This window comes from Rhodococcus sp. KBW08 (assembly GCF_003852455.1).
Taxonomy (GTDB): Bacteria; Actinomycetota; Actinomycetes; order Mycobacteriales; family Mycobacteriaceae; genus Rhodococcus_F; species Rhodococcus_F baikonurensis.
This window is the reverse complement of the sequence record NZ_QAJJ01000036.1, coordinates 78331-91686: the sequence shown is the minus strand read 5'-3', so window position 1 is coordinate 91686 and position 13356 is coordinate 78331. Positions and strand designations below refer to the sequence as shown.

Genomic DNA, 13356 nt, shown 5'->3' with positions numbered 1-13356 from the left:
CGAGGTGACACTCACTTCCCCGTGACCGTTTGCCGGACAAGGAAATAGGTCCCTTCTCCGGCAGAAGTGCCGATGTGTGGTGCGTCGGCCAGCCGTAACGACTGCGCCGTCTCGCCGCCCGAGGAGGACGGCTGTGCAGAACAAGAGATTGCGGGCGGGGCAGAAGAAGAAATTGCGGGTGGGGCTGCTCGGCGCGGCGACATTGTTGTTGGCGCCCTTGCTCAGTGCGTGTGGATCGGACAACGAGGACGGGGTGGTGCTGTCCTTCTACACCGCCGCGGACGGCGCCGAGCAGTATGCAGAGGCCGCCGCCAACTGTTCGGCGGCGTCGAACGGCGCGTACCGGGTCGAGCAGAAAACTCTGCCCAAGGGTGCTGACGATCAGCGGCTTCAGTTGGCGCGGCGGCTGACCGGCAACGACAAGTCACTCGACCTGATGACGCTCGACGTGGTGTGGACCGCCGAATTCGCCGAAGCCGGTTGGGCATTGCCGCTTCCTGACGACGTGGCGGCCGAGGTGAGCAACGGGACTCTCGAGGGGCCGCTGGAGTCGGCGAAGTGGCAGGACCAGCTCTACGCGGCGCCGTTGAACACCAACACCCAATTGCTCTGGTATCGCAAGGATTTGATGCCGGACGGGCAACCACCCCAAACCTGGGATCAGATGATCGACATCTCCGAAGGACTGGCCGCGGAGGGGCGCCCCAGCTGGATCGGTGTGCAGGGCAAGCAGTACGAAGGACTGATGGTCTGGTTCAACACCCTTCTCGCCAGCGCGGGAGGTTCGGTGGTCGGGCCGGACGGAACCACGGTGACAGTCGCCGACGGTGATGCTGCCCAGCAGGCGCTGACCGTCATGAAGCGTGTGGCTACCGCGAAGGGTGCGGACCCCTCGATCTCGCAGGGGGACGAAGCGTCGTCACGCCTGGGTATGGAGAGCGGCAAATCTGCCTTCCAAGTCAACTGGCCGTTCGTGCTGCCGGGCATCCTGGAGAACGCCGAGAAGGGCGATCTTCCCTACATCGACGACAAGGGAAACGTCACCAGCCAGAACACCGGAAATACGGTTCTCACGGTAAACGGTGAACGGAATTTCCTTGCCGCTCCTTATCCTTCGGTCATCGAGGGCAAACCGGCGGAAGTCACGATCGGTGGCTTCAACGTCGCGGTGGCAAAGACCAGTCAGCATCCGGATCTCGCTTTCGAGGCACTCACCTGCCTGCGTAACGAGGAAAATCAGCGCAACAATGCAGTCGCCGGTGGTGTCCCGCCGACACTCGAGAGCCTCTACGACGACCCGGCGTTCCAGGAGGCGTACCCGGCGTGGCGTGAGGTTCGCGACAGCCTGGACACCGCCTCGGTCCGCCCCGTTTCTCCTGCCTATCAGAGTATTTCGACGCTCATCACTGCCACGCTGAACCCTGTGGGAAACATCGATCCGGAATCGACCGTGAACGATCTTGCCGAGCAGGTACGTAAGGCAGTCAATTCCGAGGGGCTGATTCCGTGACGATCGACAGCGAAAATTCGGGAGCTGCACCAACAGTTGCGACGCCTTCGCCGGAGCCGAAGCACTCCGCCAAGTCGAAGATGTCGGACGGAAAGGCCGCCGAGCGTCGACTCGGCCTGTGGCTGGTGGCCCCGGCCGCGATTCTCATGATCGCGGTGACCGCATATCCGGTGGTCTACGCCGTCTGGCTGAGTTTGCAGCGCTACGACCTACGCTTCCCGGATCAACGAAAGTTCGTCTGGTTCGACAACTACGTGTCGGTGCTGACCGACGGATACTGGTGGCAAGCGTTCGCGGTGACGACGTCCATCACGGTTGTCTCGGTCGTCATCGAGTTCGTTCTCGGACTGACCATCGCGCTGGTGATGCACAGAACGATCGTGGGTAAAGGCCTCGTCCGCACCGTTGTGCTCATCCCGTACGGCATCGTCACCGTCGCCGCGGCCTACAGCTGGTACTACGCGTGGACGCCGGGCACCGGCTACCTCGCCAATCTCCTGCCCGACGGCAGTGCGCCGCTCACCGACCAGATCCCGTCGCTCGCGATCATCGTCCTTGCCGAGGTGTGGAAGACGACGCCGTTCATGGCGCTGCTCCTGCTCGCCGGTTTGGCGTTGGTTCCGGACGACCTCCTCAAGGCGGCACAGGTGGACGGTGCCGGCGCGTGGACTCGTTTGGTACGCATCATCCTTCCGCTGATGAAACCCGCCATCCTCGTAGCACTGCTGTTCCGCACACTCGACGCGTTCCGCATCTTCGACAACATCTACGTGCTGACGAAGGGAGCGAACGACACCGGATCGGTGTCGATCCTGGGGTACGACAACCTGTTCAAGGCATTCAACCTGGGCATCGGATCGGCGATCAGTGTGCTGATCTTCGTGTGTGTGGCGTTGATCGCCTTCGTCTTCATCAAACTCTTCGGTGCCTCGGCTCCCGGATCCGATACGGAAGGACGCTGACATGACCGTGACTCCCAGACTCAAGATCAGCTGGTCCGTCGTCAACCTTCTGGTCTTGTTGTACGCGTTGGTTCCCGTCCTGTGGATTGCCAGCCTGTCCTTCAAGCCTGCCGGAACCATCAAGGACGGCAAGTTCATTCCGGAGAAGTGGACGCTGGACAACTACCGAGGAATCTTCGACACCAGCGCCTTCACCAGTGCCCTGATCAACTCCATCGGCATCGGACTCATCTCGACGGTCATCGCCGTTGTGATCGGGACGATGGCGGCGTACGCCATTGCGCGCTTGGATTTTCCGGGCAAGAAACTGTTGGTGGGTGTCGCCCTGTTGATCGCGATGTTCCCGCAGATTTCGTTGGTGAGCCCGCTCTTCGACATCGAACGACGACTCGGACTCTTCGACACCTGGGCCGGGCTCATCCTGCCGTACATCACCTTTGCGTTGCCGTTGGCGATCTACACGCTCTCGGCGTTCTTCAAGGAGATTCCGTGGGAACTCGAGAAGGCGGCGCAGATGGACGGCGCGACGCCGGGTCAGGCGTTCCGGAAGGTGGTGGCTCCACTTGCCGCGCCCGGCATCGTCACTGCGGGCATCTTGGTTTTCATCTTCTGCTGGAACGATCTGTTGTTCGCGATCTCGTTGACGTCGACCGAACGCTCCATCACCGCCCCTGCTGCCATCGCGAACTTCACCGGCGCTTCACAATTCGAGGAGCCCACCGGGTCGATCGCCGCGGCCGCCATGGTCATCACCATTCCGATCATCATCTTTGTTCTGTTCTTCCAACGTCGTATCGTGGCCGGGCTTACTTCCGGCGCAGTGAAGGGATAAACCTGTGGCCGAGATCGTGCTGGACAAGGTGACCAAGCTGTACCCGGACGGAGCCAAGGCGGTCAGTGATGTCGACATCACCATCGCCGACGGAGAATTCATCATTCTCGTGGGCCCGTCCGGTTGTGGAAAATCCACGACGCTCAACATGATTGCCGGGCTCGAAGACATTTCGACCGGCGAGCTGAGGATTGCTGGCGAACGCGTCAACGAACGCGCCCCCAAGGACCGCGACATCGCGATGGTGTTCCAGTCGTATGCGCTGTATCCGCATATGACGGTGCGCCAGAACATCGCGTTCCCTTTGACATTGGCGAAGATGTCCAAGGACGAGATCAACGCCAAGGTCGACGACGCGGCGCGGGTGCTCGACCTCACCCAGCATCTCGATCGCAAACCGGCGAACCTGTCGGGTGGTCAGCGTCAGCGTGTCGCGATGGGACGCGCCATCGTGCGCAGCCCCAAGGCGTTTCTCATGGACGAGCCGCTCTCGAACCTGGACGCCAAACTGCGTGTGCAGATGAGGACGGAAATCGCCCGTCTGCAGCAGCGGCTCGGTACGACAACGATCTACGTGACCCATGACCAGACCGAGGCGATGACACTCGGCGACCGGGTGGTCGTGCTTCGCGGCGGAATCGTGCAACAGATCGGTGCGCCGCAGGAGCTTTACGATCGTCCGAACAATCTGTTCGTGGCGGGATTCATCGGATCCCCGTCCATGAACTTCTTCCCCGGACAGTTGACGGCCGACGGAGTCAGCACGCCGATCGGCGAAGTTCGACTGCCCGCGGCGGCGCAGTCGAAGATCGCGGGCAGCGGCTCGGGTAAGGACGTGGTGGTCGGAATCAGGCCGGAGCATTTCGAGGACGTGGCGCTGGTCGACGCAGCGCAGCAGCCGCACGGCGGAACGTTCACCGTCGACGTCGACGTGCTGGAATCGATGGGTTCCGACAAGTACGCGTATTTCCTCGCCGGCGGCCCCGCCGTCAATTCTCGTGAACTCGAGGAACTGGCCGCCGATTCGGGAACCGCCGTCGCTGGTGGCGGCCAGCTGGTCGCCAGGCTCTCGTCCGAGTCCACGGTGGCTCAGGGCAGGTCGATCGATCTGTGGTTCGATCCCGCCAAGATCGCGGTGTTCGACGGCGGTACGGGAGCCAATCTGCTGCTGTGAACCTCTACCCGGGCAAGGTGACCGAATACGTCGTGCCCCAGGGGAGCGGTACCTGTTCGGGGCCAGGTGCGACGTCGGCCGGCTCGGGCAGGGGGATCAACCGGCCGAATTGTTCGTGATGGGTGGAGGCCGGGGCAGCTTGTGCTGTCCCGGCAACCACGGCGATCGGCGCCGCTGCCAGGGCGCCGGCGACGGCAAATCGAGTGGCGATGCGGCGCTTGCTTGCTCGGGTCGAGATCATGAGCACTCCTGCGTGGTGTCGAGGTTCGGTGAATGCTGTGCCATTCACGGTATTGCGGGTTGATTGTGAAATCTCGTGTGCGAAGCTCATTCACAGGGAACTGGGATGGGCGGCACAGGAGGACAGATGAACGGATCCTCGGTACGAACCGAGCACCTGCCCGGCGGCCCGGACCTCGAACGGATACTGCGCGAACACGCCTACCGCGGTGCGTACCTGCAGCTGACGGTGCGCGGCGCTCTGGTGCTGTTCATCGCCCTGACACTGATCTTCGTCCCGCCGATGAACGATGCGGGATGGTGTTTCGCGATTCTGGGCGCGTATGCGCTCTGGTCGGCAGCCGTGGCGCTGTGGATCCGCAAGGGCGGCACCGGCCCGGTGACGATGATCTGGCTCGGATTGTTCGTCGACCTCGCCGTTCTCGCAACTCTGACATTGCTGACCGGTCTCGCAGCCGAGCAGAGTTGGACCGCCGACATCTTGAGCAACGGGCTCTTCGTCATACCGGTTCTGGCGTGTACTCAGCTTCGGACGGACGTGTGTGTCGGCGTCGTTGCCTGCACGATCGGTGTGTTCTTCGTTTCAAGTTGGGCAACGATGACTTCGAATTCCGAGCCGTGGCCGTCGATCCTGTTGAGCACCATGGCCTTGGTCGGGGTGGGGGCGGGCGCAATCGGACTGACCCGGATCCAACGATCGCGTGTGTTGACCATCGGGCACCTCGTCGGGCATCGCACGAGCCTTCTGGCCGAGCTCATGGGGTTGGAGCAGCGTGAGCGCACAGAACTGTCCGAGCAATTGCACGACGGGGCGCTCCAGTACGTTCTCGCGGCGCGGATGGATCTCGACGAATTGGCAGGCAGTGCGGAGCCCGTCGCGTTGGCGCGAGCGGGGAAAGCGCTCGGTGAAGCGACAACGCTGCTGAGATCGTCCGTCTCGGAACTGCATCCCACAGTTCTCGTTCATGTGGGCCTGGCCCGCGCGATCGGGGACCTCGCGCGCTCGGCACAGGGACGCGGCGGAGTGGTGGTCGACGTCGACACTTCAGGCTGGAACGACGATCTACGCACGTCCGCGGACGACGTCCTGTTCGGTGCCGCTCGAGAGCTTCTGGGCAACGTCGTCAAACATGCCGGCGCGCACAATGTTCGGATCGAGCTTGCACGGCTGGACCACCGTGCGGTGCTCGTGGTTTCGGACGACGGCCGGGGGATCAGCGCTGATCGGATTGCCGAACGACGAGCCGCCGGTCACATCGGACTGCTCTCGCACGAACTGCGTGTGGTTGCCGCGGGTGGCTCGTTCTCGGTCGGACCGGGTGAAGAGTCCGGAACTCTCGCGCGAGTCGAGATACCGTTCCAGATCGCCGCTGCCACCGACCGTGATCGTTGAGGAGTTGTCGATGGCTGCACTGATCACCGATCGCGAGCTCAACCTGGCGACTCTGGCGAGGCAGTTCCTGCTTCGGCGCGCCGAGGTAAGCGCGTTGGATGCGATCGAGCACCTGGCAGGACTGCAGGCCCAGGCGCCGAATCCGCCCTACCTGGCACTGTGGGCGCGGCTGAAGAACTTTGCGGCAGAAGACCTCTCCACCCTTGTCGAGAATCGCCAGGTGGTGCGGCTGGTTGCCATGAGGGGCACGGTCTTTGCTCTCTCGGCCGCCGATGCGGGTCCTTTCCGGGCCACGGTTCAGACGATCATGGAACGCGATCTCCACACCAACAGCACTCAGCGTGCGGCGCTCACCGGTTTGGATCTCGAGGCGCTGGCGCAGGCGGGACGCGAACTGGTAGCGGACGGGCCGCTCACCCAGATGCAGATGAGACCGATACTGGCAGAACGCTTTCCCGGCCACGCGGCCGAGGGTCTGGCGCACGGCGTTCGAGGGCTTCTGCCGATGGTCCAGGTCCCACCGCGAGGTCTGTGGGGACGATCCGGAGCACCGGCACTGACAACCTTGGAGAATTGGCTTGGCACAGAAGTGAGTTCATCTCCCGATACCGACGCGATGGTGCTGCGCTATCTGGCTGCGTTCGGGCCCGCAAGTGTGAAAGATGCGCAAGCGTGGTCAGGGCTTACGAGACTCACCGAGGTCTTCGAGAGGCTACGCCCCGGCTTGATCACCTTTGTCAACGAGAATGGGACCGAGGTATTCGATCTACCGGACGCGCCACGACCGACCTCCGGAACACCGCCGGTCAGAATCCTTGCTCCGTTCGACAACATCCTGCTCTCGCACGCCGACCGCTCGCGAATCATGGACGAGCAGTACCGAACTCGTGTCTTCACCGTCAACGGCATCATCAAGCCCGCCATCCTGGTGCGCGGAAAGGTGGTGGGATTTGCGACGGTGACGCCGGGCAAGGAGACGGTCGAGTTGGGTGCGACTCTGTTTGCGCAGCAAGCGAAGACTGCGCTCGCGGCCATCGAGAAAGAAGCGCGTTCGTTGCTGAAGTTCATGCACCCGAATATCGTGAACCGCGAAGTGCGGTTCGCTGTCGCTACGTAGCGGGCTTGTGCTTTCGTGGTGCCCGATCGCGCAGTTCGGCCACGATCTCGTCATTCCACATGTGACGCCGCACCAGTCGGTACCGCTCCCGGGCGATCCACAAGTACGCTTCGGCGTCGGTGTGCTCGGGCAACATGTCGGCGCCCCGCAGCATCCGCACGACGGGGAGAAACTCCTCGCCGAACCAGCGTCGGGCGACCGTGTCTCGGCCGAGGAACTCGCCCTTCTCCTGCATGAGCCGAAAACCCCACGCCTCCACACACTCACTGAGTTCGGCGTACTCCCACGGGTCGGTGACCTGGACGGCTTCGCGTTGTGAACCCTGCAGCGGAACGCGGGTGAGGAAGAGTCGGCGATGGTCCTTGATGAGCAGATCGGCGCGCTGAGTGATGCCTTCCGGCGAGATACGAGTGATGATCTCGGTGACGTACGCGTCGATAGTCTTCTGGTGCATCGCACATGCAATGGACACTCGGTGGTGCCCGTCGATCACGAAGTGCATGGAGCCGACGCGATACAACTGAACAGGTGGCACCGATTCGCCGCGTCGTTGCGCCACCGCAAGTCGCTCCCAACGAGCGCGCGAGTGAGTGGACGTCGGACGGAAGTACCTGTCGAAATCACCTGTGCGGTCGACACTTCCGACTATCGATTCGATGGTGACGACCTGCAGACCCAGAGACTTCTCGCCGACCTTGCCGAGAGCTGCGACAACTTCGTCGAACGGCAGAATCGCGTTGACGTCGTCCGGTTCGCGTCGTAGCCAACTGACCAGACGTGCAACGTCGGCACGTCGGCGCTGACGAGCGAAATCGTTTTCCGCGTCGGCTGTGGGAAATCCGGTGTCACGAGCCATGTCGGCGCCTCACGATCGTCGGCGGAGTACCTGGGGAAATCTCCATCAGCGTGAAGCCGACGGTATTGAGCACGATAGTCCGGCCTACCTCCAGATCGAGAGGTGTTCGCCCGTGCGGGTGGATGTGTCCGTGGATCATGACTGTCGGATCGAGGGTGCGGATCAAGGAGGTGAAGCATTCGAACCCACGATGTGGCCGATCCTCGGCGTCGCCGACACCGCGGGCAGGGCTGTGTGTGAGCAGCACATCGACGCCCGCCCGACCGCCGGGAAGCCGCGATTGCCAGGCATTTCGCCAGGTGAGCGAGCGGGCGCGTCGACTCTGCCGGCGCTCGGTCCACTGATTGGGGCCCGTGTTGTATCGGATGGAACCGCCGAGGCCGGCGATCCGCAGACCGGCGACGGTAACGATGCGTCCGTCGGCGTTGACCGCGCCGGTCGGCCCGGGCCACTGCGCCGGCATCCCGGCCCGCATCCAACCCGATCTCTTGTTCGAATATCCGGACAGATCGACGTCGTGGTTCCCGGGAACGAACACGCAGGGCGCATTCAGTTGATCGGACAGGTACTCCAGATACGCAAACGGCAGATCGCCTGCGCCGAGGATCACGTCGACTTCGAGTGAACGAACCTGACTGCTCCACAGGAATTCGACGGTCTCGTCGCTGACAGCGAGAACGGAGACCATTTCGACGACGCTACCGCCACCGCGAGGTATCTGCGCTGCGAACCTCGCGGGCACGGTGTTTAGATGGACGAGTGTCAGACAGCGTCGTATCTTCCGTCCGGGCCCACCTCGTCAGCAGTATCGAGGGGCCGGACCCCACCGCGGCCTCAGTGACGTTCCTCGGGGTCGAACCGCTGGACGTGCTGCGTTTCGAGTCGCCCGACGGCCTGGTTCGCTACGCCACGCTGGGGTGCTCACGTCATCCGATGGGCGACCCCAACGAACTGGTCGCAGACCCCACACGCGGTCCTCGCGCCGAGTTGGTGCTCACCCTGCGCGGTGGCACGGGTGTTGCGTCAGGTGTGGCCAGGACGCTCGCGGTGCTGGCTGCGGCGCCGTCCGTCGAAGGGGTCGTGCTGCTCGAAGACGCACTGCTGGACCTGGGCGAGCCGCTGTGGAAGGACACCGCGTTCACGGCCGTGCTTCTCGGTGAGAGCGGGATCGCCGACCTGACGCTGCCGGAGCCGTTCGATCCGGTTCGCTTCCTCGGCGTGGTCCCACTGACCGGTACCGAAGCCGCCTGGGTGCGCCTGCGCGGCGCGGAGGCACTGAGGGAAGCGTGGACCGAGGCGGGGATCGACATACGCGATCCGCACCGTTCGGCCGCCTCGCTCTAGGGTTCCGGCTGTCCCTGTGGTTCCGGCTGCCCTGGCGCTTTGTCGGTCAGATCATTCGGCGTGCACGAGTATGTCTGCCAGGTTCTCGAGACTCACCCGAACCGTCCGTGAAAATGCTTTCGTGACGATCGGGTCGGCCATCTTGCCGAATACGCCTCCAAGTCCGCTTTCGCTGTCGAGTCGGTAGGTGACCCGAGTCCCGTCACCGACTTCTTCGCAGGTCGTGGTTTGGGAGAAGCTGACCGGACTTTCGACGGACGTCGATTTCGACGATCTCGGTGGGTCGTACTCGGTGAATTCGGATGTCCACTCGAGGCGCTTGCCCAGGATTCTCGAGACACCGTGCCAACGGCTTCCCACACCCATCGGGCCGTCGGTGATCTGTGTGCACTCGACCATCGAATTCTCCCAGTTGGGCCAGTTCTCGGCGACGGCGATGTACTCCCAGACGTCCTTGGGCGGCAACGCGATCTCTACGGATTGCTCGACTGTAGGCATGGTTGCTCCTCCACTTCTCTTTGGATCTGAATTTGCTTGTCGCAAAATGGATTTCGGGAACGGAATGAAAATGCGTACCCATATCCATTGTCCGCCTGCGACGGTGGCAAGTACAGGGAGTCAGGGTGAGCGATTCACAGCCAGTTGTTGCGGCGGAAGAGAAAGAACAAGCCGACACACACCGACGCGATGAGGAACAGGATGGACTGATAGCCGTACTTGTAACCGAGTTCCGGCATGTTCTCGAAGTTCATTCCGTAGATACCGGCAACGCCGGTTGGCACGGCGGCGATAGCGACCCACGCCGAGATCTTGCGCATGTCGGTGTTCTGCTGCACCGCGATCTTCGCGAGTGCGGCATCGACCAGAGAACTCAACACCTCGTCGTATTCCGAGATTCGTTCGGCCACGATCGTGTGGTGATCTCGTACGTCGCGGAAGTATCGCCGGATCTCCTTCGGGACGAGGCCGCCCGCGGGCTGAGTGAGCTGGAGCAGTGGCAATCCGAGTGGAGTGACCGAGCGTCGTAGTTCGACGATTTCGCGTTTGAGTAGGTAGATATGCTCGACGGCAACGGTGTTCCGCGGGTTGAACACCAACTCCTCCATGCTGTCGACGTCCTGTTCGACCAGCTGAATGACGGAGAGATAGCTGTCGACGACGTGGTCGGTGATCGCGTGCAACACCGCGAACGGGCCCATGGCGAGACGCTCGGCATTCTGTTCGAGCGACTTGCGCACGCTTGCCAGTTCGGAGTGATCCCCGTGCCGGACGGTCACCACGAAGTCGGGACCGACGAACACCATGATCTCGCCGGTTTCGACGATCTCGCTCGCCGTCGCCACGGACTCGTGCGGTACGTAGACGACCGTGCGCAGCACCAGGAACATGACGTCGTCGTAGCGTTCGAGTTTCGGGCGCTCGTGTGCATGGACGGCATCCTCGACCATCAGCTCGTGGAGTCCGAAAGTTGCTGCGACATCTTGCATCTGGCCTTCGTCGGGTGCATGCATGCCCACCCAGACGAATGCGTTGTCGCGACTACGGACCTCGGCCAACGCGGCGCGGTGCGTGTACTTGCCCGGCAACCGCACGCCGTCCACGTAGACCGCGCAGTCGACGATCGCGCGGGCTGCCGGGACGGGGATCTTGGGTGCATCCGCTTGCGTCGATTTGCCGTTCGACCAATTCGGCAGTGACGGCATGGTTGGCACGCTCGCTCCTTCTCGGTCTGTAGTGCAGTGAACCTGTGATGCAGTAACGGCACTACAGCGACACCTGATCGAATTGCGCTGCCGCTGCGGCGTAATCGTACGTCAGCTTCCGGCTCGCCTACCGGAGCGCGATGAAGTTGCCGATTGCTGACACACTGGAACAGTGCGAATAGACCTTCACACCCACTCCAACGCATCGGACGGCACCGATACCCCGGCTGCCCTCATGCGCGCCGCAGCCGACGCCGGACTCGACGTCGTCGCCATCACCGATCACGACACGACTTCGGGCTGGGCCGAGGCGGCGCAGGCCTTGCCGAGCGGGGTCAGCCTGGTTCGCGGGATGGAGATGTCGTGTGAGGGGCGAGGTGAACGTGGTTGGCCGGTGGCTGTTCATCTGCTGGCATACCTTTTCGATCCGACACACCCCGAATTCGCAAAAGAACGTGAGCGACTGCGCGCCGAACGCGTCGAACGTATCCGGGTGATGACGACGATGATGGCTCGTGACGGTCTGCCCGTCGATCCCGATCAGATCCTGGCCGACGCCGGTCCGTCTGTCGGGCGCCCGCACGTCGCAGCGGCCCTGATGCGAGCGGGAGTGGTGTCGAGCATCAGCGAGGCCTTCTCCGACCTGTTGTCCAGTCGCGGGCGATACGACGTTCCCAAGTACGACACTCCGCTCGAGTACGCCGTCGAACTGGTGGCAGCAGCCGGGGGAGTGACCGTCCTTGCGCATGGACGGGCGCGTTCGCGCGGCGGATTGCTTGCGCTCGACCACATCCGTGATCTGGCCGAGCTGGGTCTCGGGGGTCTCGAAGTCGATCACCCGGACCATCGCAGCGACGATCGCGACGTCCTGCGCCGCCTGGCCGTCGACCTCGGTCTGGCAGTCACCGGATCCTCGGACTACCACGGGGAGAACAAGACGATCGGACTCGGCGACGAGCTCACGGACGAGGCGGAGTTCGACAAACTCGTCTCGGCTGCCACCGGCGTGGAGGTACTTGGGCGCTGATGCTCGACACCACGCTCTACCTCACCGTGTTCATCACGCTGTTCGTGATCATGGACCCGCCCGGAGTCATCCCGGTGTTCCTGTCACTGGTCGGCCGCAAGAGCCGTGAAGATCGCAATCGAGCGGCATGGCAGGCCCCCGCCGTCTCCCTTGCGGTCATCTCGGTCTTCGCCGTCGGCGGTCAGGCGATTCTCAACTACCTCCACATCGGTATTCCGGCATTGCAGGGCGCCGGCGGACTACTCCTGCTTCTCATCGCTCTCGAACTGCTGACCGGAAAGGCCTCGAACCGTCCGCAGGGAGCCGACGACGTCAACGTCGCACTCGTTCCTTTGGGGACGCCGATGATGGCTGGTCCCGGTGCGATTGCGGCCGTCATCGTCTTTGTCGCCCAGGCCGACGGTGAAGCGGCGTCGTATCTGGCGATCGCGTTGGCGATTTTGTCCATCCACCTCGTGCTGTTCGTGGTCCTGCGCTTCTCGACGGCACTGATCCGGATACTGGGCGAGGGTGGCATCAGTCTGCTGGCGCGCATCGCCGGTCTATTGCTCGCCGCCATCGCGGTTCAACTCATTGCGGAATCAGTCCGCGGATTCGTCGCGGGAGCGTAAGAGATGACATACGACGACAGGAACGACCGGAACGACCGGAACGACAGGTACGAGGACGACTACCAGTACCAGGATTATCAGGATTATCAGTACGAAGACGACTACGACTATCCCGCCGACAAACGGCAATGGCTGCTGGTCCGCGCTCTACGCGCCCTGAGTGGCACCGTGGCGGCCGGAATCGTGGTCTTGACACTCGTGATCATCGGTTCGGCTTATCTGGGCGGCAACCGCGGATTCCCGGGACCGGGAACAACCTCGATCGCCGCGCACATTGCGGCCTCGGTGGTTGCTTTGGCAGCGCAGATCTGGTGCGACCGCAGGCGGGGTATCGCGGCGGTTGCCGGATCGGTGGTCGTGCTCGTGGTGGCGGGGCTGTTGTTGGTGACGCAGTGGTGGGGATGACTGGGTGGGGATGACACCGTGGGGATGACGGCTCAGGTTTGAGTGTGGTGAGGAATCCGACCGCTTGGAGGATTTGATTGTGATCCGACTCTGGTGGCAAACTGGAGTTACTTCGAGGCGGCGCCACAGCCCGGCCCCGAAGTGCAGGTTTCGTCAGAATTTCTCCCGAAACCTAGATTGCA

At 62.8% G+C, this 13356-nt stretch carries 15 protein-coding genes; 10 read left to right on the top strand and 5 right to left on the bottom strand.

The window, feature by feature from the left end; genetic code table 11:
* The first annotated feature begins 172 nt into the window (after positions 1-172).
* The 4 genes from DBV08_RS31040 (at position 173) to DBV08_RS31025 (ending at position 4478) form a co-directional block, all read left to right on the top strand.
* Positions 173-1510, top strand: a complete 1338-nt coding sequence (locus DBV08_RS31040) for an ABC transporter substrate-binding protein (protein ID WP_124569931.1) — start codon at positions 173-175, stop codon at positions 1508-1510.
* Positions 1511-1590: 80 nt separating this feature from the next.
* Positions 1591-2472: a carbohydrate ABC transporter permease gene (locus DBV08_RS31035; RefSeq protein WP_172436712.1), complete on the top strand. Its 882-nt coding sequence runs from the start codon at positions 1591-1593 to the stop codon at positions 2470-2472.
* Position 2473: 1 nt separating this feature from the next.
* A complete protein-coding gene (locus tag DBV08_RS31030) occupies positions 2474-3304 on the top strand; it encodes a carbohydrate ABC transporter permease (protein WP_019749348.1) in 831 nt (276 codons plus the stop codon).
* Positions 3305-3308: 4 nt separating this feature from the next.
* Complete coding sequence (locus DBV08_RS31025; RefSeq protein ID WP_124569915.1) at positions 3309-4478, top strand: ABC transporter ATP-binding protein; 1170 nt, start codon at positions 3309-3311, stop codon at positions 4476-4478.
* 4 nt (positions 4479-4482) lie between these two features.
* Here DBV08_RS31025 and DBV08_RS31020 read toward each other — a convergent pair whose 3' ends face one another.
* A complete protein-coding gene (locus tag DBV08_RS31020) occupies positions 4483-4719 on the bottom strand; it encodes a hypothetical protein (RefSeq protein WP_253253045.1) in 237 nt (78 codons plus the stop codon).
* Between the two features lie 126 nt (positions 4720-4845).
* Here DBV08_RS31020 and DBV08_RS31015 point away from each other — a divergent pair, with 126 nt between their 5' ends.
* Together DBV08_RS31015 and DBV08_RS31010 are read left to right on the top strand one after the other, a co-directional pair.
* Positions 4846-6111, top strand: coding sequence for a sensor histidine kinase (locus DBV08_RS31015; protein ID WP_124569914.1), 1266 nt, complete (start codon positions 4846-4848; stop codon positions 6109-6111).
* 10 nt (positions 6112-6121) lie between these two features.
* Positions 6122-7228: a winged helix DNA-binding domain-containing protein gene (locus DBV08_RS31010; RefSeq protein ID WP_124569913.1), complete on the top strand. Its 1107-nt coding sequence runs from the start codon at positions 6122-6124 to the stop codon at positions 7226-7228.
* Here DBV08_RS31010 and DBV08_RS31005 read toward each other — a convergent pair.
* Both DBV08_RS31005 and DBV08_RS31000 read right to left on the bottom strand, forming a co-directional pair.
* Entirely contained in the window at positions 7221-8084 is an 864-nt protein-coding gene (locus DBV08_RS31005) for a hypothetical protein (RefSeq protein WP_003945080.1), read from the bottom strand. The genes DBV08_RS31010 and DBV08_RS31005 overlap by 8 nt on opposite strands.
* The gene (locus DBV08_RS31000) at positions 8074-8772 is read right to left on the bottom strand and encodes a metallophosphoesterase (RefSeq protein WP_095972897.1); all 699 of its coding nucleotides are present in this window, start codon (positions 8770-8772) and stop codon (positions 8074-8076) included. The genes DBV08_RS31005 and DBV08_RS31000 overlap by 11 nt, the downstream gene beginning before the upstream one ends.
* Before the next feature lie 71 nt (positions 8773-8843).
* On the opposite strand from DBV08_RS31000, the gene DBV08_RS30995 reads away from it, so the two are divergent.
* Entirely contained in the window at positions 8844-9428 is a 585-nt protein-coding gene (locus DBV08_RS30995) for a suppressor of fused domain protein (RefSeq protein ID WP_095972896.1), read from the top strand.
* A 51-nt stretch (positions 9429-9479) separates the two neighbouring features.
* Here the strand turns inward: DBV08_RS30995 and DBV08_RS30990 are convergent, their stop codons facing one another.
* Both DBV08_RS30990 and DBV08_RS30985 read right to left on the bottom strand, forming a co-directional pair.
* Positions 9480-9926, bottom strand: a complete 447-nt coding sequence (locus tag DBV08_RS30990) for an SRPBCC family protein (RefSeq protein ID WP_054187353.1) — start codon at positions 9924-9926, stop codon at positions 9480-9482.
* 134 nt (positions 9927-10060) lie between these two features.
* A complete protein-coding gene (locus DBV08_RS30985; protein WP_124569929.1) occupies positions 10061-11131 on the bottom strand; it encodes a magnesium and cobalt transport protein CorA in 1071 nt (356 codons plus the stop codon).
* A gap of 172 nt (positions 11132-11303) precedes the next feature.
* Between DBV08_RS30985 and DBV08_RS30980 the strand changes: the two genes are divergently transcribed.
* From DBV08_RS30980 to DBV08_RS30970, 3 genes are read left to right on the top strand one after another with little or no spacing between them, the layout of a single operon-like run.
* Positions 11304-12158 (top strand): PHP domain-containing protein, encoded by an 855-nt coding sequence (locus DBV08_RS30980; RefSeq protein ID WP_095972893.1) that lies wholly within the window; start codon positions 11304-11306, stop codon positions 12156-12158.
* A complete protein-coding gene (locus DBV08_RS30975; RefSeq protein ID WP_166813463.1) occupies positions 12155-12769 on the top strand; it encodes a MarC family protein in 615 nt (204 codons plus the stop codon). Before DBV08_RS30980 ends, DBV08_RS30975 begins: the two co-directional genes overlap by 4 nt.
* 3 nt (positions 12770-12772) lie before the next feature.
* The gene (locus DBV08_RS30970) at positions 12773-13174 is read left to right on the top strand and encodes a hypothetical protein (protein ID WP_124569911.1); all 402 of its coding nucleotides are present in this window, start codon (positions 12773-12775) and stop codon (positions 13172-13174) included.
* The last annotated feature ends 182 nt before the right edge of the window (positions 13175-13356 follow it).